Here is an 18,710-nt window from a genome sequence, read left to right as displayed (position 1 = left end):
GGCTCCGCGCCCGATTTCTCATTTGCATAAACATTCATTTTATTGCATATTAATGTAATATCCCGCTGAGGGTATCCCTTGATAACCCCCCTTTTATCGGTAACCTATGCGTAACCCATCAAAACAAGAAGACCTGATCAAGGCATTCAAAGCCTTACTCAAGGAAGAAAAATTCAGCTCGCAGGGCGAGATTGTCAGCGCACTGCAAGAAGAAGGCTTCGAGAATATCAATCAGTCGAAAGTGTCACGTATGCTGACGAAGTTCGGCGCAGTGCGCACGCGCAATGCAAAAATGGAGATGGTTTACTGCCTGCCAGCAGAACTGGGCGTGCCGACCACCACCAGTCCGCTAAAAAACCTGGTACTGGATATCGACTTTAACGATGCACTGGTTGTGATTCACACCAGCCCGGGTGCCGCACAGTTGATTGCACGCCTGCTGGATTCACTGGGTAAAGCAGAAGGTATTCTTGGAACCATCGCCGGAGATGACACCATCTTTATTACGCCTGCACGCGCCTTCTCGGTGAAGCAACTCTACGATGCGGTGCTGGTACTCTTCGAGCAAGAGTTATAAGGCACCACTGGCGTTAACCTGGCGGCAACACCCGCTGTCCATGCATTTTACTTAGGGCTGATACTGATCGGCCCTTTTTTATTTCCCTGATAAAACAACCAACAGCAGCATATCCCACTCCCTTCTCACCCGGTTCCTTGCGGCTACCACTGCCAAAAATTATTTCAGCAATGTGATCAACCCCTAATAAGCGCACAAATCGCTAATATCACGCAGTGCGATGTTTTTACACGTATTTAACAGGGGCTGGGTAAAATATAAGCGTTTTTTATAACGGCTGGTTATTAAAAATGCCATAACGCCAGAAGAATCCCAACAAAAAATTATTAGCATGCTATTAATTTTTTACGTTATTAGATCTATACTTGTTTTCGTGATGCAAATCACAGTACGTAAAAAGATAAAAACAGTTGACGAGGAAAATATCATGAACGTTAAAACTACTATTGCTGCATTGAGCGTGTTATCTGCGCTGTCATTTGGTTCTTTTGCCGCTGAATCTGTTAACGCCGATCAGGCTAAGAATCTGCAATCTATCGGCGTCATTAGCGTCAGCGGTGTCGCCGGATCGCCGATGGATATCCATCAGGCTCTGAATAATAAAGCAACTGAGAAAGGCGCCAGCGCTTACCGCGTTATCGAAGACTATGAGAACGGTAACTGGCACGCGACAGCGGAATTGTACAAATAATTCAGTCAGTCACCTGGACGTCTATTTATTAGTTAATTAATTAATGAAATACGGTAACCCCAAGTATAAAAAACGCTTTTAAGCCCTTTCGGTTACCGCGAAACCCTAATTCTGGAGTCATCATCATGAAAACCACTTTTACCATCGCTGCATTGAGTCTTGCTTCTGTTCTGTCATTCGGCGCCAGCGCCGCGAATCTGGTGACCAATGAGCAGGTCGCCAGCCAGAACCTGCAATCTGTCGGCACCGTAAGCGTCAGCGGTATCGACGGAACGCCAATGGATATCCGTCATGCGCTGTCAGAGAAAGCGGACCAGCAGGGCGCAACCTCTTACCGTGTCATCGAAGCACGTAACGACGGTAACTATCACGCCACCGCTGAACTGTATAAATAACATCGTATCGGGTGCTGCTGCACCCATCCGTGACATGACTGCGGTCATGATGTTGAATCCGCAGGTTGTTGGTCACAATGAGGAGATTAATCATGAAAATTAAAACAACCATCGCTGCATTGGGTCTGTTTTCTGTCGTCAGCTTTGGCGCATCTGCTGCACAGCTGGTCAACAGCCAACAGGCTGAAAATCTGCAATCTGCGGGGACAATTACGTTGAGTGGCGTGGCGGGTACACCGTCGGATATTCGTCAGCAGCTGTCACAAAAAGCCGATCGTGAAGGTGCCAGTGCTTATCGCATTATTGAAGCACGTAATCAGGACAGCTGGCACGCCACCGCCGAGCTCTATAAGTAATTCCTCGTCAATGCACTGCCCATGATGGGCAGGCCAGACGACCTTTTTGGCCCCGTTCGCCGGGGCCCTTTTTTTGCCCTTTTTACCTGACGTTAAAGCGGAGCTGGCCCTCAAGTTCCTCTTCCGCTTCATCAAAGAGCAAAATCAGTGCGCCATATCGTCGTTTCTGACCACTTCCCAGATGGATAAACTCAATCTCCAGCGGTAGCGGCACCTGCGGCTGAATGATGGCATCCCACAGGCTATCCAAATCGCTTATCACACTCGCCGTTAATGCAAACCGTTCACTGAACTGGCGGTAGAAATGCGCCTGGTCGACAATCACATTAAAATCGAAACTCTCTTTTCTCATGCTGGCTGCTCCGCAGGACACACAACCGGGCGTGGGGCTACAGCCCACCAATATGCAGGGCTTTGACTTCCATAAACTCTTCAAGCCCCAGAACCGAACCTTCCCGCCCCAGTCCGGAGGCTTTGATGCCACCGAACGGCGCCAACTCAGTAGAGACCGCACACTCATTCACTCCCACCATGCCACTTTCCAGCGCGGCAGAGACGCGGAATACCCGCTGCAGATTTTGTGTATAGAAGTAGGCGGCCAGACCAAACTCGGTATCATTCGCCCGGCGGACGACCTCTTCTTCCGTATCAAAACGGAAGCACGCGGCCACCGGACCGAAGGTCTCTTCATGGGCCAGTTTCATGGTTTCATTCGCTTCCGCAATCACGGTGGGTTGCCAGAAATTCCCCCCCAGCGCATGACGCGCACCACCGGTCACCAGCCTGCCGCCTTGTGCCACGGCATCGTTGACATGTTCTTCGACTTTTTTAAGCGCGGAGGCGTCTATTAGCGGCCCGATCACCACGCCCTCTTCCATTCCGTTACCCACCTTCAGCTTTTTCACTTCCTCCGCCAGTTGACTAACGAAGCGATCGTAAACACGGTTATGGATAAAGAAGCGATTCACGCTGACGCAGACCTGCCCGGCATTACGGAATTTATTAGCAATCGCCCCTTTCACCGCCGCATCAATATCCGCATCGTCAAAGACGATATAGGGTGCGTTGCCCCCCAGCTCCATTGAAACCTTTTTCAGCGTCTCGGCCGCATTGCGCATCAGCAACTTGCCAACTTGTGTGGAACCGGTAAAGGAGATTTTCCGCACCTGATTGCTCGCCATAATGGCATCACTGATCGCCTGCGTATCGCCGGCGACTGCATTCAGAACGCCATCGGGCACGCCCGCTTTTTTCGCCAGCGCCAGCAAGGCGAAGGCAGAAAGCGGCGTGTTATTAGCGGGTTTGATCACGCCGGTACAGCCAGCAGCCAGCGCCGGACCCAGTTTGCGAGTCAGCATGGCCATGGGGAAATTCCACGGTGTAATGGCGGCAACCACCCCAACAGGTTCACGCGTGGCAAGAATGCGGCTGCCCGGCTTTGCCGGAGGAATGATTTCACCATTCGCACGCTTCGCCTGTTCAGCAAACCACTGAATGAAGCTGGCAGCATACTCCACCTCGCCCTCTGCCTCTTTTAATGGTTTACCCTGTTCGGCGGTCATCAGACGCCCCAGCCAGGCTTTGTTTTCAAGGATAAGCTGATACCAGCGTTGCAGAATTTCCGCGCGTTGTTTGGCGGTCTGGGCACGCCAGCCCGGGAAAGCCGCTGCCGCTGCCGCAATGGCCTGCTCAGTTTCTGTTTTGCCCGCTTTTGCCACCTGAGCAATCACTTCCCCGGTCGCGGGGTTGAGCACGTCAAAGGTGTTCGTCGCCTGCTGCCAGCGGCCATTGACCAGAAAGCCAGTCTGAAACAGTTCGTTATCCTTAAGCGTTGAGAGGGCCATCGTTGTCTCCTGATACGGTTTTCATTTGCCTGGCAATAAGTATAGATGGCAAATGACGGTCGTTTTATGACGGAGTGGCATCAGAGAAAGGAATCAGGCAAGGAAAAGCGCTGACAGCGGATGCTGTCAGCGAGGTGATCAAATCTCGATCAGGGTATTCTGATATTTTTTCAGCATCGCAGCCAGTCGTGCAACCGGCTCGGTCACACCGATCGGGGCGTCATACTGTTCCAGCTTTTGCTGATAGATCTCAAACTCTGCCAGCAAGCGTTCAAAGTAATGGCGTTTTTTAATTTCACTGCTGGAGGAGATAACCCGGTCAGCGGTATGGCGCATCTGCTTGTGGAACGCAGAGAGATCGGCATTTACGGGCACATCGGCATCACGCATACGTTGATGACCAATGATCAGCGTCAGCGCCAGCCGGTATTTGTCGATGTCACCGGGGAAGATATTCAGCAGCATAAAGAGTTGCTGATAGAGCGCAGGCAAGTGGTTCTCTTTACGCCGTGCCGGGTTAGTCGTCAGCGCAGAGACCGCAGCATACATCAGGCGATTAAGTAGCGTCCGTCCGACGCGTGCTTTCGAGGTATCGCGTATCAGCAGGATCACCAGCAAGGCAACAAAGCAGCCGATCGCCTGGCCGAGCGCACTGTCGAGAAACAAGCTGACTTCAAACTTCATCGGATTATCAAGCGTCAGGATATTAATGGTCCCCACCAGCGCCCCCAGCGTACCGATCTGCCGCCGCTGGATCAGAATGCCGCAGATAAACGCGATGATACCCAGAGCGATGCATAACAGCAGCATACTTTGCTGGGTATTTGGCATCACCACCATGTAATACAGTGACCCCAGAGGAATAGCGACAATCATGCCGTAGAGAAAGTCTTTGGCGACCATGAGCGGGTTGGGCGTGCGCATCGCCAGTGAGGTAATCACTGCCAGCATCACCATCGCACCGCTGCCGGAGGTCCAACCGGTCCACAGCCAGAAGAGTGAACCAACGGCAATCGCGACAAACGTACGTAAGCCGTTAACCAACGCATGACGGTTTTCAGCCGAACGCATTTTGACTACGGGTTCCGCATTCAGGAGATCTTCTTCTATGCGGCTGATACGGCTATTGGTGTGGATCCCTTTCAGCAGCAGCAGATAGCGACTGGCCGCCCCCACCCAGGTGCGAATGGTCGTCGGCGTATTTTTACTGCCGCTGGCGGTAATCACCCTGCGCATCACTTTCATCCGCTTATGGATATCCGCAATATTATTAACCGGCTTTTCGAAGAACAGATGAAACTGGGAAGGAACATATTCTTGCCGGGTGTTCTGGATAAGGAAGGTTTCACAGGCCTGGGTAATCAACGTCAGCGACAGGGTATTCAATACGCGCAGACGGCGATCCACTTTCTGCCAGCGCCCTGACTCCATCATCAGATGGGTGCGCATACCGTTCAGCGCGGTGGTGCGGCGTACCAGCCCCGCCCAGCATTTATCAACCTCATCTTTGTCCGCATGTGACACGCAGAGCTGCATCAACCGGTACTGCTCAACCAGAAGAGCATCAATTTCCCGATCAATATCCTGTTTAATCGAACGCGGTGAGAACAGCATGTCAGCCAGAATAGCGCAGACAATACCGATAATGATTTCACTACAGCGCTCAACGGCAAACTGCGGGGCCAGCAGCAGCGAGCCGTTAGCATCCACGCTGACCACGATAATCAGCGCGGTGTAGCCCGCCAGGCCCAGTGCATAAGAGTTTTCCACCTTCATCAGTGAAGAAACCCACACGCAGACACCCGCCCAGATGCAGCACAGCAACAACATCACTACGGGCGCACGAATGGTGGCCACCATGATCACCACGGCAGCAATGCAGCCAATAAAGGTGCCGATAATGCGCAACATGCCGCGATGGCGCAACGCACCGGAGAAGGGGTCGCCTCCGGCGGCAAAAGCGGTGCCCCCGGCAACGATAGCTGCCGTCATCACCGCCCAGCGCGGAGTTTCCAGGTTAAATTCAAAGCCGACAAACAGCGCCAGTAAAATGGCAAAAGTCAGTTTGATGGGAAAGCGCAGACGATACCACTGCATCATTCGCCCCGCCTCAACCAAACTCGCGCAGGCGATGCATCAGCTTCATCAGCGGTGACATATCTTTATCCTGACGGTCTTGCGCGCCTGTGACCACTACGGTCGCCGTGGTACCCGACGGATAGAGGTTACCCGGCTGCTGGTCAAGGTGAATTCGCACCGGCACACGCTGTGCCAGACGTACCCACTCAAGGTTGGAGTCAATCGTCGCCATCCCTTTACCATCAACCGTACTGCTGCTGTTGGTTACACCAGCGGCCACACTGTCGACCGAGCCATGCAGGACATGGTTGCTGCCCAGCGGTGTAATTTCGACACGATAACCCGGACGGATGCCATCCAGTTTGGTCTCTTCCAGGTAGGCTAGCACATAGAAGGAGTTCTGCTTCACCAGCGCCACCGACGTTGAACCGCGGGTAATAAACTCACCCGTGTAAACATTCAGGTTGGTGATCCAGCCCGCTGCGGGTGCTTTTACCGTGGTACGTTCCAGGTCCAGCTTCGACAGGTCGCGGGTGGCGACGGCTTTCGCCAGCTGGTGTTCCGTGGTTTGATAATCACTGTTGGCTTGATCAATCGCTTCACGCGACATGGCCGAGATGCCCAGCTGATTACGACGCGCGGCTTCACGGCGCTTTTCACTCAGTACCGCCTGGTAGTAGGCAACATCCGCTTCCGCCTCTTCCAGCGCTTTCTGGTAACGCGGCTGGTCGATGGTGAACAACACCTGGTCTTTCTGCACCAGCTGGTTATCACGGACGCGGACGTCGGTGATCAGGCCGCTGACATCGGGCGCAATCGCCACAACATCAGCGGTGAATTTGGCGTCACGCGTCCACGGGGATTCGGTATAAAACACCCAGACGCGGAAAATCAGGACAATCGCGATGATCACCAGCAGCAGGGTAATGGCGAAACGGGCAATTTTTCTTGTTAGAGCTTTCACTATGACCTCAGACGAACAATCGGGATACCAGATAGAACAGGCAGCAGTACAATGCAGTATTAAACAGTGCCGGATGCCAGACCAGATCATAGATCCCGGTCGGCGTGATCAGACGGCGGACCAGCCAGAACACGATCAGCGACACAATTATTTCAAAAAAAATGGGTGGGAATGACATCCCGAACACCACGACAACCGGAAGTACACTCATCATTTATCCTTGTTGATACTGTACCAGGTAATTCGCTGCCACAACCCGCTCCTCTCAGGGTTTACTGAGAGATATGTATGCAAAAGGTGATCAGCTGACAGGGAGACAGTCAGACGCTAATCAGCACCAAAGCCAATTGAATAATAGTCTATTCAGGGGCAGCATTTGTCACACGCGGGGCGACAGGTCGATAACCTGACATGACTATAGTAACGCGCCTGACTATAAGTTATCTACCAAATGTGATCTAAATCACTTTTAAGCCAGGGTTAATAATGGAAAGACTGAAGGGCATGACCGTTTTCGCCAAAGTCGTTGAACTGGGTTCATTTACCGCAGCAGCACAACAGATGCAGTTAAGTGTATCGGCCGTTAGCCAGATTGTCGCCAGGCTGGAAAATGAACTCCAGGTGAAGCTGCTTAATCGTAGTACGCGCAGCCTGGGGCTGACCGAGGCCGGTAAGATCTACTTTCAGGGCTGCCGTCGCATGATGTCGGAGGCGCAGCAGGTGCATGAACAACTGTGGGCATTTAATAATACGCCGGTTGGCACACTGCGCATCGGCAGTTCTTCTACCATGTCGCAGAATTTACTGGCCCCGATGACCGAAGAGATGCTGAAGGAGTATCCGGGACTGACCGTTAACCTGGTGACGGGAATTCCGGCACCGGATCTTATCGCGGACGGGCTGGACCTGGTGATCCGTGTTGGTGCATTGCAGGATTCCAGTCTGTTTTCAACGCGGCTGGGTTCCATGCCGATGGTGGTATGTGCCGCGAAAAGCTATCTCGCGCAGAATGGGACGCCGGAAAAACCGTCAGACATCAGCAACTTTTCGTGGCTCGAATACAGCGTACGCGTGGATAACGACTTTGAGCTGACCTCACCGGAAGGCACATCGATTCGTCTCTCGCCTCAGGGCCGCTTTGCCACCAATGACTCACAGACACTGATCCGCTGGCTGAAATCCGGCACCGGTATCGCCTATGTGCCGCTGATGTGGATTATTGATGAGATTAATGCCGGGAAAGTGGAAATCCTGTTCGCGCATTATCAATCGGTGCCGCGCCCGGTCTATGCGGTATACACCCAGAAAGACAAATTGCCCCTAAAGGTGCAGGTGTGCATTAACTATCTGATCGCGTATTTCGATAAGGTGGCGGAGATTTATCAGGAGTTTCGCACATAACGCACACTATGCAGAAAGCAGTAAACGGTAGGGGCGAGGCACGCCTCGCCCTGGGTCAGCGTCAGGCGGTACCACCGACGGTCAGTTTATCCAGCTTCAGCGTAGGCTGACCCACGCCAACAGGCAGGCTCTGGCCCTCTTTACCGCAGACGCCAACGCCTTTATCCAGCGCCAGGTCATTACCTACCATTGAAATCTGTTGCATCGCTTCAATACCGGAACCGATCAGCGTTGCGCCTTTCACCGGCTTCGTCACCTTACCGTTTTCAATCAGATAAGCTTCAGAGGTGGAGAAAACAAATTTACCCGAGGTAATATCCACCTGGCCACCGCCGAAGTTCGGCGCATACAGACCGTACTCCACGCTTTCGATAATATCCTGCGGGGTCGACTTGCCTGCCAGCATATAGGTATTGGTCATACGCGGCATCGGCAGATGTGCATAAGACTCACGACGACCATTCCCGGTAGGCGCCACGCCCATCAGACGCGCATTGAGTTTATCCTGCATGTAGCCTTTCAAAATACCGTTTTCAATCAATACATTGTACTGCCCCGGTACACCTTCATCATCAACGGCCAGCGAGCCGCGCAACCCTTCGATGGTGCCATCATCCACGACGGTACACAGCTCAGAGGCCACCAACTGCCCCATTTGGCCACTGAACACCGACGTTCCACGGCGGTTGAAATCGCCTTCCAGACCGTGACCCACCGCCTCGTGCAGCAGCACGCCCGGCCAGCCAGCACCCAGCACTACAGGAATGGTGCCTGCCGGTGCCGCGACCGCATTCAGATTCACCAGCGCCATGCGCACGGCTTCACGTGCCCAGGCTTCGGCACGCACTTCCCCGTTTTCATTTGCCAGGAAAAACTCGTAGCCGAAGCGCCCGCCGCCGCCGCTGGCACCGCGCTCGCGCTTGCCGTTATCTTCCACCTGGACGCTCACCGAGAGACGTACCAGTGGACGCACATCGGCCGCCAGCGTGCCATCGGTTGCCGCGACCAGCACCAGTTCATAGACACCGCTCAGGCTGGCAGATACTTCCTGTACGCGTTTGTCGGCTGCGCGTGCAGCGCTGTCAACGCGGTGCAGCAGAGCAATTTTCTCTTCGCGGGTCAGGCTTTGCAGCGGATCGAGTGCCGGATACAGCGCACGGTTCATCACCGCCCCCAGCGTGCGTGACTGGCCGTTGCCCTGCTCGCGTACAATGCTGCGTGCCGCTGTGGCACTTTGATTCAGCGCATTTAGCGTAATCTGGTCAGCATAGGCGAAGCCGGTTTTCTCTCCGCTAACCGCGCGCACACCAACGCCCTGATCGATATTGTAAGAGCCGTCTTTAATGATGCGGTCTTCCAACACCCAGGACTCATGGTAGCTGGACTGAAAATAGAGGTCCGCATAATCCAGCTTGCGCTCTGAAAGCTGGCTGAGAATAGAAAAAAGGTCGCTTTGACGAATGTTGTTAGCAGTTAGTAACTGCTCACTTACCAGATTCAGACTCATGAATTCTCGCTCTGTGTGGATGAGCCAGTGGCTGCTGGCTTTCAATTGTCAATTGTGACGAGGTACGATGGTGATACCCCGTATCATATATGAAGGGTGAGGCAATATGAGGGCCACGTCAAACTCACTTCTCACTGATCTCACGTGGTTTACGCAGCACTTCATCAATTTGCGGTTTATCTATCGGCCCACTGATGTGGTAGCGAAGCACGGAAATCTTGCTCCAAAGCGGCCCCAGCACTTTACTGGCGGCAAATACCGCCGCACCAATCACCGGGTTCACTGCAAAGGCAGTCGCGACACCCACGGTCGTAGAAATTTCCGGAGCAACAACGGCTTCCATATCAATCTGGCGTTTGACCAGATCCATCTTTCCTTTCATGGCAATGTCGGCTTCCAGCCCATCCACCAGCAGGTTATCGGTGTGCATCACGCCGTTTTCAATCCAGGCCGTGCCGTTGATGGAGTCGAAATAGAAGCCCTGGCTGAAAGTGTCGCTAAAATCGAGGCGTAATTTACGCAACAGCGAGTCGATGCTGACCAGACGCAGCAGTTGCCCGGCACGGCCGGTTGAAACATCGGCGATCTGCCCCGCGCCCAGATGCGACTTCAGCACACCGCTTAACGTCTGCTCCGACGGTTGCCACGGTGCCGACTGCCAGTGCAGATCATATTCCAGCTTAAACGGCGAATCACGCAGCGGTGAGCTGACACCAAACCAGTTAGTGGCATCATTGATTTTTTTACCGCTTAGTACGCCCTTCAACGACGTGCGCTGCTGGCCTGGCTGGTTCACCCACTCGCCCTTCACGGTCAGGTGAGTATTACCACTATCAATCAGTCCATTCTCCAACGTCAGCGTATCGCCGGATGGCGTCAGGTCGGCCTTCATATGGCCGAATTTCTGTCCACGTAGCCAGCATTGATCGCAGTTCAGGCGGAGTGCAGGCCAGCCGCTGAAATTCACCCGGGCCGCATCGTCAGGCAAGGGAGATGACGAGGTGCCTTTGCTGTCCCATTGCGGGTTGTAATAAAGGTATTTGAGGTTAGCCACCCAGGGTTCATTCTGCTTAGTGACCAGAGAACCAATGATATCCTTGCCCTGAGCGTTGACCGTCATCTCGCCCGCCATACTTTGGCTGAGAGTGGCGGTAAGATCCTGCCACTGCTGGCCCGCCAGAGTGAGTGCAGGTGTGTGCAGGCGAATATCACCTGGCAGCATCGTGATTCCCGTTTTGCCGTTACCACCGCTACCCGAACCCGCTCCCAGCAAGCCAAGCCAGGCTTCACCGTCCAGCGCAGGCAGATTTAATACCATTCCACTGCTCTCCGGCAGCGCAGGCAGGTGTTTTGTGTCGTTTTCCCAGATACCACGGTCGACTTTAAGCTGCTTACCCAGCAGCCAGCGACTGTTAAATCGATGACGGTCACCCACTGAGCCACTGAGATCAAGACTATTGAGGTTACCTTTTGCCAACACTTTCACAGGAAGCGCACTGGTGCCTGTTTTATCAAGCGGTGCAGGTAAGCGACTGCTCACATTTTTAAGATCACCGTCAAGGTTAACCAAGTAACTGGCCCCACCTTTGTGCGGCAAGGTCACCAGTACATTGCCCTGCCACGGCAGATGTCCCCCCAGCTGTTTACTCACCGCCTCAGGCAGCTGACTTATCGCCCCTGGCTGCCAGTCACCGTTCAGATCCACACCGATTTGATACTCTTTTTCCCCGTCCTGGGTGTTGAAGCTCACGCCGATGGGCTGACCAAACCAGCGGGCGGTCATCGCATCACTTTTCAGGTCGCCGTTATCATAGGTAAAGTGACCGCTCAGCTGGTCGAAACGCGTCTCCAGCGGTTTGATCAAGAGCGAGTTGCCTGCAAGATTCACGTCACCCGTGGCACGCACCTCTTTGCCATCCAGCGGGATATCAAGATGTAAGCGCCCACTAACATCACCGCCGATTTGCAGTTCGTCCAGCGCCGCTCCCAGCGAGGGTTTTAACGGTGACTGATTAAAGTACTCACGTATCTGCGGCCCTTCCCCCTTGATCTCACCATCAATAATCAGCTTTTCTTGCAAATAATCGGGGATCACCGCCGAGATGTTATGGCCGTTAACCTCGCCCAGTTTGATATCAGGCGCTTTCATCCACAGACCGTTGTTGGCGAAGTCGAGGTCAATATCCAGATTTTCCAGCAACGGCCAGCCCGGTTCAAACTCGTAGGTCGCCTGACGCAACGGTACCGCCACTTCAAACATGCCGTCATTCTTTCTGAACGGGAAATGGTGCGGGTCACCGGCAAAGACCAGCGTTGCATCTTTCACCTGCCCGCCTTTGATCGCGCCGCTCAGATAGTCTGCCAGCGATTTCCCCATCAGCGGTTCAGGGAAATAGCGCCAGGCATCACCCGCATTGGTGAGGTTAATACCCGCGAGGATATCAAGACGAGGTGGCTGCTCGTTCTGTTGCTGATAGCGGAAGTCACCCCGCGCCCACAGTGAGCGCGCCTGAACATCAACCTGCTGGCCGGACAGCGTCAGCCCCTGTTTTCCATATTCCCAGTTGAGTGACCCACTGGCCTGGGCAATCTCCAGCGGAGCGCGGAACATATCACCATAAGGGAGCGTAGCCTTCTGAATATCGAAGGTGAGCCGCCCGTCAGCCACGCCGCCTGCCAGCGTCCCGTTAAGATGCTCCATACCTGGCAATAGTTCCCACTGCTGCCAGCTCAGATTCTGCCATTTGGCCTGGAAACGAGTCCGTTCCGGCTGCTGAAGCGGTATATCCAGCGCCAGCGCGTTGAGCTGGCCGCGCGGTTGCAGCGCACGCCAATTTTCCAGCAGTTGCGGAGACAGTTTGGCAAAAAGCGGAATGAGTGGATCAAGACGCTCAAGGTCCAGATCGGTGACGCGCACGCGCAGTTCCTGATGATGATCAGGACCGGGTAGCTGCGTATTTTCGGGCTGCCATAACAGCGATAACTGGCCGTGTGGCCAGGGCTGCCCATCCGTAATAAAGCGCGTTTGCGGGATATTCACATTCCAGCCACCGTTAAAACGACTGATATGTGCAGTAAGATTGTCTACGCTGAGATGGTGCGCCTGTTTGTCGCCCTGCCAGTTAGCTCCCCCCTGTTTCAACCAGACATCACCACCATGGACTTCACCATTTTCCACACTCATCCAGGCGGCGAGGCTGAAACGCGCGCTTTCCAGACTGGTGTTGTCGCGCATCCACTGTCCCAGCCAGGGTTTCATATCAACGTCATCGGCCTGCATCCACACACGCCCGGTACTGAGGTAACCATTACTGTCGCTGAGATCCAGCCGCAACTGCACCACACCATGCTGCCCTGTAAAACTGGAAAGACTGACCAGTCCCTCGGCACGATGGCGATTTTTTTCATTAAGCCAGGTCAGCTGCGGAATGGCCAGCGTTGCACGCTGTCCGGATGGGGTAACAAAACTGATGTGACTGTCGCGCAGATCGAAGTGGTCAAACTGGCGCAGGAAGAGATCGTTTAACCGCTCAGTCTGAAAATCTGACTGACGATTATTGCCACCATTCAGCGGGGTATTGGTGAGCAGGTTGAGCTGCCAGAAAGTCAGATCGCGAAACTGCCAGCGCAGGTGCAGCAATGATTGCCAGACATCCAACGCCAGCGTGACGCGCTGGATTTTCAGTGCGCCGCCATCGGAGAAGCCGGTCTGGATATCTTTGATTTCCAGGCGGGGACCAAAGTTCTCCCAGCTGCCTTCAATTGCGCTGGCCTTGATCTCGACGCCCGCGGCAGCAGACACAGCGTTAAGGATTGGCGCACGCCAACTGTTCATATGCGGCATCAGCAGACGTAAGCCACTCACTAATAGCGCAGTAACCACCACCAATGTTGCGCCAGTGAATAGCAAAACCTTCGGCAATTGCCTCACACACCTCTCCTTGTCTTCCGCGAAAACGGATAGCCAGTCACTAAAATCTGTTGGTATCTCACGAGGGAGATACGACAAGGCGGTTCAAGCCGTAACGTCCAGTTTCCCCCCAACCGTTGCGATTTTTAGCGCAAAATCGGGGAGAACCGTGCGGATATTACATCATCACCACGTCAAACTGCTCCTGAGTATAGAGCGGTTCTATTTGAACTTTAACCTGCTTGCCCACAAAGATTTCTACTTCCGCTAAAGCATGAGACTCATCGCTTTTCAGCGCTTCACCCACCGATGGCGAGGCATAAACCAGGAAACGGTCAGAATCATAAGCATGATGCACACGCACAATCTCACGCATGATTTCATAACAGACCGTTTCCACCGTTTTCAGCGTTCCACGCCCTTTACACACCGGACAATCCTGGCACAGTACATGCTCAATACTTTCGCGCGTGCGCTTACGCGTCATTTCCACCAGCCCCAGCTGTGAGAAACCATTCACGCCTGTTTTCACCCGATCTTTACTTAGGGCCTGGTCTAGTGAATGCAGAACTCGTCTGCGGTGATCGTCATTATTCATATCAATAAAATCGATGATGATAATGCCACCAAGATTACGCAGCCTGAGCTGACGCGCAATCGCCTGAGTCGCCTCGATGTTGGTATTGAAGATGGTTTCTTCAAGGTTACGGTGTCCAACAAAAGCACCGGTATTGATATCAATTGTGGTCATGGCTTCCGTCTGATCGATAATCAGATAGCCACCTGACTTGAGCTCAACTTTACGATCGAGAGAACGCTGAATTTCGTTTTCCACATCGAACAGATCGAAAATAGGCTGCTTGCCGACATACAGCTCCAGCTTTGCCGTCATCTCCGGGATATATTCGCTGGTGAACTCCACCAGATGTTCAAACGTCAGACGGGAATCGATGCGGATACGGTCAAGGGCTGCACCGGCAAAGTCACGCAGGATACGCTGCGATAGCGCGACTTCACCATAAAGGCGGCAGCGCGTCTGATTGCGTTTCTTACGTTCGATCACCTTGGTCCACAGACGTTTAAGAAACGCAGCATCAGATGCCAGCTCATCTTCGCCCACGCCTTCTGCTGCAGTGCGGATGATGTATCCGCCCAGCTCATCACAATAGCTGGCAACGACGGATTTCAGGCGGTCGCGCTCTGCTTCGCTCTCGATACGTTGCGATACCCCCACGTGCGAAGCACCCGGCATAAACACCAGATAGCGTGACGGCAAGGTAATATCGGTCGTCAGGCGTGCACCTTTGGTCCCAAGCGGATCTTTCACCACCTGCACCATCAGATCTTGTCCCTGGCGTACCAGTTCGGAGATATCACGCACAATGAAATTTTTCTTTTCGTCACCCGCAACACATTCGGTGTGCGGCATGATGTCAGAAGCGTGCAAAAACGCCGCTTTTTCCAGCCCAATATCGACAAAGGCCGCCTGCATTCCTGGTAACACCCGGCTGACACGCCCTTTGTAGATGTTGCCAACGATGCCACGGCGCGCTTCGCGCTCGATATGAATTTCCTGCAGAATGCCACCGTCGATGTAGGCAACACGGGTTTCCGACGGCGTAATATTGACCAGCAGTTCAGCTGTCATCTTGACCTCTCACATCACGCAGCGATTGAAAATGGCTGAAAAGCTCGGCGGTTTCCACCAGAGGCAGCCCCACTACCGCGTGATAACTTCCGTTAATTTTTCTGACAAAGTTGCCACCCAGTCCCTGAATTCCATAAGCGCCTGCCTTATCCATTGGCTCGCCGCTGGCAATATAACCAGCAATATCTTCAGGTGTTAACATGCGAAATGTCACCTCAGTGACAACAAGACATTCAAGGGTCCGCTGGCGATCGGCCAACGCTACCGCGGTCATGACTTCATGAGTCTGGCCGGAGAGCATCGTCAGCATGGCGGCGGCAGCTTCAGCATCCGCGGGTTTCTCCAGCACATGATTATTCAGCACAACAATAGTATCAGCACCCAGCACCGGGAGATCGCGAGCAGCCACGGCAACCCCCGCCAGCGCTTTATCCCGCGCCAGACGACGGACATACTGCTCTGCGGTTTCATCCGGATGACGGCGTTCTTCCACGTCAGTAGAAAGGCGTTCAAATGACAGGCCTAGCTGAGTCAGCAGTTCGCGGCGGCGTGGGGAGCCTGAAGCCAGATACAGGGATACCATAATTGTCCTTTATTGTACGGCAAACTGGCGGCGAATTTTTCTCATCAGTAAGAACAGCCAGGGCCAGAGGATACCGTCGACGACGCTACTCCAGAAAATTTCTGGGCGGAAGGAAACGTTAATCACCAGGAACTCAGACCAGAATACGATGACATCCATCGCCAGTGACAGCACCATCACCATCAGTGCCTGCTGCCAAAGCGCCAGATTGCGGAATAACTGGAATTTGAAGGCCACCAGGTAGGCAACGATACTGAATGCCAGTGCGCGTACGCCGAGCGTCGAACCAGAGATAAGATCCATTATAGATCCCATCACAAATCCGGTGCCAACGTTGACACGGTGCGGCAACGCCAGCACCCAGTAGATCAGGATCAACAACAGCCATGACGGGCGATAAACAAACAGCTCCTCGGGCCAGGGCATGATTTGTAGCACCAGCGCCACCAGAAAAGAGAGCCAGATAACCCAGCGTCCGTGGCTGCGGTAACTACTCAAGGCTGGCCTCCGCGTTCGGACTGCGGACGGCGAACCGGTGCAGCGGCAGGGGCCGTTGCCGGGATGCTGGCGGGTGCCGCGGCAGGAGGGGCAGGCGGCCCCACCATTTCGCTCGCCTGCGGCAGTACCTGCGGCATCATCTGCATCAGGCGTTCATTGGCCACGCGATGGACTTCGTCCGGTGCCATTGGCATCGAGCCATTGCGATCCGCGCCCCACAGCAGCAGCAGATAACGCAGACGCTGGAGACCCGCCGTTGGACGCGCCTGGATCACCGTATAAGCGCGTTGGGTATCCACTTTCACGGAAGAAACCACCCCAACAGGGTAACCTTCAGGGAAGCGCCCACCGAGGCCGGACGTCACCAGCACATCGCCCACGCGGATATCGGTATTACCTGGCAGATGTTCAAGCTGCAAATCTTCCGTGCAGCCATTACCCGCCGCAATCACGCGGATGTCATTGCGCAGAACCTGAATCGGCAGTGCGTGTGAGGCATCGCAAATCAGCAGCACGCGGCTGGTGATTTTACCCACAGCAACCACCTGGCCGACCACGCCTTTATCACTGATCACCGGCTGACCTTCGTAAACACCGTTTACGCTGCCTTTGTCGATCACCACCTGATCGGTATAGGGATCGGTGCCGGTGGAGATCACCTGCGTGACCATTTTATGCTCGTCCTGACGCAGCGGTGAACCCAGCAGTTCGCGTAAACGGGCATTTTCCTGCTTAAACTGACCCAGCATCAGCAGTTCGCTGTTCTTCAGCATCAGTTCGCGGTGTAAGGCTTTATTTTCCAGCTCGAGTTGCTGGCGGGAGGCCAATGTTTCTGAAACATTGTCCAAAATCTGACGAGGCCCATTGGCCAGGAAATAGAATGGACTGACGGCAGTGTCCATATAGGTGCGGATTTGGGAGAAAGCTCCCATGCGACTGTCGGCAACAATCACGCCTATTGCCACAATAACCGCTAAAAATAAGCGTAACTGCAGGGAAGGCCCCCTGCTGAACATCGGCTTCATAAACTCGGCGTTTTCCTCGACAACATGAAAAAGGAGTGCGGGCAGCGTCCCGCTACTCCTTCAGGCAAATTATTCTTCGCTGAACAAATCGCCGCCGTGCATGTCAATCATTTCCAACGCTTTACCACCACCGCGTGCAACGCAGGTCAATGGATCTTCTGCAACGACCACTGGAATTCCAGTCTCTTCCATAAGCAGGCGATCCAGATTGCGCAACAGCGCACCACCGCCAGTCAGTACCATGCCACGTTCGGAGATGTCAGATGCCAGTTCTGGCGGACACTGTTCCAGTGCAACCATAACCGCGCTAACGATACCAGTTAACGGCTCCTGCAGCGCTTCCAGGATCTCGTTGGAGTTCAGGGTGAAACCACGCGGAACCCCTTCAGCCAGGTTACGGCCGCGGACTTCAATCTCGAGCACTTCGTCACCCGGGTAGGCTGAACCGATCTCATGCTTAATACGCTCTGCGGTGGCTTCACCAATCAGAGAGCCGTAATTACGGCGCACATAATTAATGATGGCTTCGTCGAAACGGTCACCACCGATGCGGACAGAAGAAGAGTAAACCACGCCATTCAGCGAGATCACCGCAACTTCTGTTGTACCGCCACCGATATCCACCACCATCGAACCGGTCGCTTCGGAAACAGGGAGGCCTGCACCGATAGCAGCAGCCATGGGTTCTTCAATCAGGAAGACTTCACGCGCACCAGCACCCTGAGCAGACTCACGGATGGCACGACGTTCAACCTGGGTTGCACCAACGGGCACACAGACCAGCACGCGCGGACTTGGGCGCATAAAGCTGTTGCTGTGAACCTGTTTGATGAAGTGCTGCAACATTTTCTCAGTCACAAAGAAGTCGGCGATAACGCCATCTTTCATTGGGCGAATAGCTGCGATATTACCGGGTGTACGACCCAGCATCTGTTTTGCGTCATGACCGACTGCCGCTACGCTCTTTGGGGAACCGGCACGATCCTGACGGATAGCAACGACGGAAGGCTCATTAAGAACAATGCCCTGCCCTTTCACGTAAATCAGGGTATTGGCTGTACCCAGGTCGATGGACAAGTCGTTGGAAAACATGCCACGGAATTTTTTAAACATACTAAAGGATAATCCTGCAAGCTGGGGGCGGAAAATAAAATCCGCTTACTTTACCAACCACACGAAGCAGCGACAAGGCGCAAAAACGTTCTGCTTCGGTGAAAAATCATGCTATCTCT

The 18,710-nt window shown here is 53.8% G+C and carries 17 protein-coding genes; 5 read left to right on the top strand and 12 right to left on the bottom strand.

The annotated features are described in order from the left end of the window. Window positions 1-106: 106 nt before the first annotated feature. From argR to yhcN (LJN55_RS02425), 4 genes are all read left to right on the top strand, one after another. Window positions 107-577, top strand: a complete 471-nt coding sequence (gene argR, locus LJN55_RS02440) for a transcriptional regulator ArgR (protein ID WP_133844137.1) — start codon at window positions 107-109, stop codon at window positions 575-577. Between the two features lie 427 nt (window positions 578-1,004). Further along, a complete protein-coding gene (gene yhcN, locus LJN55_RS02435; RefSeq protein ID WP_133844139.1) occupies window positions 1,005-1,268 on the top strand; it encodes a peroxide/acid stress response protein YhcN in 264 nt (87 codons plus the stop codon). A gap of 125 nt (window positions 1,269-1,393) precedes the next feature. Then, window positions 1,394-1,663, top strand: coding sequence for a peroxide/acid stress response protein YhcN (yhcN, locus tag LJN55_RS02430; protein WP_133844141.1), 270 nt, complete (start codon window positions 1,394-1,396; stop codon window positions 1,661-1,663). Window positions 1,664-1,755: 92 nt separating this feature from the next. Beyond that, the gene (gene yhcN, locus LJN55_RS02425) at window positions 1,756-2,019 is read left to right on the top strand and encodes a peroxide/acid stress response protein YhcN (protein ID WP_133844143.1); all 264 of its coding nucleotides are present in this window, start codon (window positions 1,756-1,758) and stop codon (window positions 2,017-2,019) included. A gap of 82 nt (window positions 2,020-2,101) precedes the next feature. On the opposite strand, the gene LJN55_RS02420 is transcribed toward yhcN (LJN55_RS02425), so the two are convergent. From LJN55_RS02420 to aaeX, 5 genes are all read right to left on the bottom strand, one after another. Continuing rightward, the gene (locus LJN55_RS02420; protein WP_133844145.1) at window positions 2,102-2,371 is read right to left on the bottom strand and encodes a barstar family protein; all 270 of its coding nucleotides are present in this window, start codon (window positions 2,369-2,371) and stop codon (window positions 2,102-2,104) included. 37 nt (window positions 2,372-2,408) lie between these two features. Continuing rightward, the gene (locus LJN55_RS02415; RefSeq protein ID WP_227535610.1) at window positions 2,409-3,863 is read right to left on the bottom strand and encodes an NAD-dependent succinate-semialdehyde dehydrogenase; all 1,455 of its coding nucleotides are present in this window, start codon (window positions 3,861-3,863) and stop codon (window positions 2,409-2,411) included. A gap of 138 nt (window positions 3,864-4,001) precedes the next feature. Continuing rightward, the gene (gene aaeB, locus LJN55_RS02410) at window positions 4,002-5,960 is read right to left on the bottom strand and encodes a p-hydroxybenzoic acid efflux pump subunit AaeB (RefSeq protein ID WP_374760136.1); all 1,959 of its coding nucleotides are present in this window, start codon (window positions 5,958-5,960) and stop codon (window positions 4,002-4,004) included. A 13-nt stretch (window positions 5,961-5,973) separates the two neighbouring features. Continuing rightward, a complete protein-coding gene (gene aaeA, locus LJN55_RS02405; RefSeq protein WP_133844151.1) occupies window positions 5,974-6,906 on the bottom strand; it encodes a p-hydroxybenzoic acid efflux pump subunit AaeA in 933 nt (310 codons plus the stop codon). A gap of 7 nt (window positions 6,907-6,913) precedes the next feature. Next, complete coding sequence (gene aaeX, locus LJN55_RS02400; protein ID WP_133844248.1) at window positions 6,914-7,117, bottom strand: p-hydroxybenzoic acid efflux pump operon protein AaeX; 204 nt, start codon at window positions 7,115-7,117, stop codon at window positions 6,914-6,916. A gap of 275 nt (window positions 7,118-7,392) precedes the next feature. On the opposite strand from aaeX, the gene aaeR reads away from it, so the two are divergent. Then, window positions 7,393-8,307: an HTH-type transcriptional activator AaeR gene (gene aaeR, locus LJN55_RS02395; protein ID WP_133844153.1), complete on the top strand. Its 915-nt coding sequence runs from the start codon at window positions 7,393-7,395 to the stop codon at window positions 8,305-8,307. 61 nt (window positions 8,308-8,368) lie between these two features. Here the strand turns inward: aaeR and tldD are convergent, their stop codons facing one another. The 7 genes from tldD to mreB all read right to left on the bottom strand — a co-directional run bounded on the left by tldD (window position 8,369) and on the right by mreB (window position 18,591). Continuing rightward, window positions 8,369-9,814 carry a metalloprotease TldD gene (gene tldD, locus LJN55_RS02390; RefSeq protein WP_133844155.1) on the bottom strand — a complete coding sequence of 482 codons (1,446 nt, stop codon included), beginning with the start codon at window positions 9,812-9,814 and terminating at the stop codon, window positions 8,369-8,371. 124 nt (window positions 9,815-9,938) lie between these two features. After that, window positions 9,939-13,745 carry an AsmA2 domain-containing protein YhdP gene (gene yhdP / locus LJN55_RS02385; RefSeq protein ID WP_227535608.1) on the bottom strand — a complete coding sequence of 1,269 codons (3,807 nt, stop codon included), beginning with the start codon at window positions 13,743-13,745 and terminating at the stop codon, window positions 9,939-9,941. Window positions 13,746-13,902: 157 nt separating this feature from the next. Then, on the bottom strand, window positions 13,903-15,372 hold the full coding sequence (gene rng, locus LJN55_RS02380) for a ribonuclease G (RefSeq protein WP_133844159.1): 1,470 nt from the start codon (window positions 15,370-15,372) through the stop codon (window positions 13,903-13,905). After that, on the bottom strand, window positions 15,362-15,955 hold the full coding sequence (locus tag LJN55_RS02375; protein WP_133844161.1) for a Maf family protein: 594 nt from the start codon (window positions 15,953-15,955) through the stop codon (window positions 15,362-15,364). Before LJN55_RS02375 ends, rng begins: the two co-directional genes overlap by 11 nt. Window positions 15,956-15,964: 9 nt before the next feature. After that, the gene (mreD, locus tag LJN55_RS02370) at window positions 15,965-16,453 is read right to left on the bottom strand and encodes a rod shape-determining protein MreD (protein WP_133844163.1); all 489 of its coding nucleotides are present in this window, start codon (window positions 16,451-16,453) and stop codon (window positions 15,965-15,967) included. Then, complete coding sequence (gene mreC / locus LJN55_RS02365) at window positions 16,450-17,478, bottom strand: rod shape-determining protein MreC (protein ID WP_133844165.1); 1,029 nt, start codon at window positions 17,476-17,478, stop codon at window positions 16,450-16,452. The genes mreD and mreC overlap by 4 nt, the downstream gene beginning before the upstream one ends. A gap of 69 nt (window positions 17,479-17,547) precedes the next feature. After that, window positions 17,548-18,591, bottom strand: coding sequence for a rod shape-determining protein MreB (mreB, locus tag LJN55_RS02360; RefSeq protein WP_126485560.1), 1,044 nt, complete (start codon window positions 18,589-18,591; stop codon window positions 17,548-17,550). Window positions 18,592-18,710: the final 119 nt, after the last annotated feature.

It is taken from the genome of Erwinia rhapontici (assembly GCF_020683125.1).
Classification (GTDB): Bacteria; Pseudomonadota; Gammaproteobacteria; order Enterobacterales; family Enterobacteriaceae; genus Erwinia; species Erwinia rhapontici.
This window is presented reverse-complemented; position numbering and strand designations above follow the sequence as displayed.

Coding starts and splice junctions, on each gene's coding strand:
- argR (WP_133844137.1), top strand. CDS start 107: ATGCGTAACCCATCAAAACAAGAAGACCTGATCAAGGCATTCAAAGCC.
- yhcN (WP_133844139.1), top strand. CDS start 1,005: ATGAACGTTAAAACTACTATTGCTGCATTGAGCGTGTTATCTGCGCTG.
- yhcN (WP_133844141.1), top strand. CDS start 1,394: ATGAAAACCACTTTTACCATCGCTGCATTGAGTCTTGCTTCTGTTCTG.
- yhcN (WP_133844143.1), top strand. CDS start 1,756: ATGAAAATTAAAACAACCATCGCTGCATTGGGTCTGTTTTCTGTCGTC.
- LJN55_RS02420 (WP_133844145.1), bottom strand. CDS start 2,371: ATGAGAAAAGAGAGTTTCGATTTTAATGTGATTGTCGACCAGGCGCAT.
- LJN55_RS02415 (WP_227535610.1), bottom strand. CDS start 3,863: ATGGCCCTCTCAACGCTTAAGGATAACGAACTGTTTCAGACTGGCTTT.
- aaeB (WP_374760136.1), bottom strand. CDS start 5,960: ATGCAGTGGTATCGTCTGCGCTTTCCCATCAAACTGACTTTTGCCATT.
- aaeX (WP_133844248.1), bottom strand. CDS start 7,117: ATGAGTGTACTTCCGGTTGTCGTGGTGTTCGGGATGTCATTCCCACCC.
- aaeR (WP_133844153.1), top strand. CDS start 7,393: ATGGAAAGACTGAAGGGCATGACCGTTTTCGCCAAAGTCGTTGAACTG.
- tldD (WP_133844155.1), bottom strand. CDS start 9,814: ATGAGTCTGAATCTGGTAAGTGAGCAGTTACTAACTGCTAACAACATT.
- rng (WP_133844159.1), bottom strand. CDS start 15,372: ATGACAGCTGAACTGCTGGTCAATATTACGCCGTCGGAAACCCGTGTT.
- LJN55_RS02375 (WP_133844161.1), bottom strand. CDS start 15,955: ATGGTATCCCTGTATCTGGCTTCAGGCTCCCCACGCCGCCGCGAACTG.
- mreC (WP_133844165.1), bottom strand. CDS start 17,478: ATGAAGCCGATGTTCAGCAGGGGGCCTTCCCTGCAGTTACGCTTATTT.
- mreB (WP_126485560.1), bottom strand. CDS start 18,591: ATGTTTAAAAAATTCCGTGGCATGTTTTCCAACGACTTGTCCATCGAC.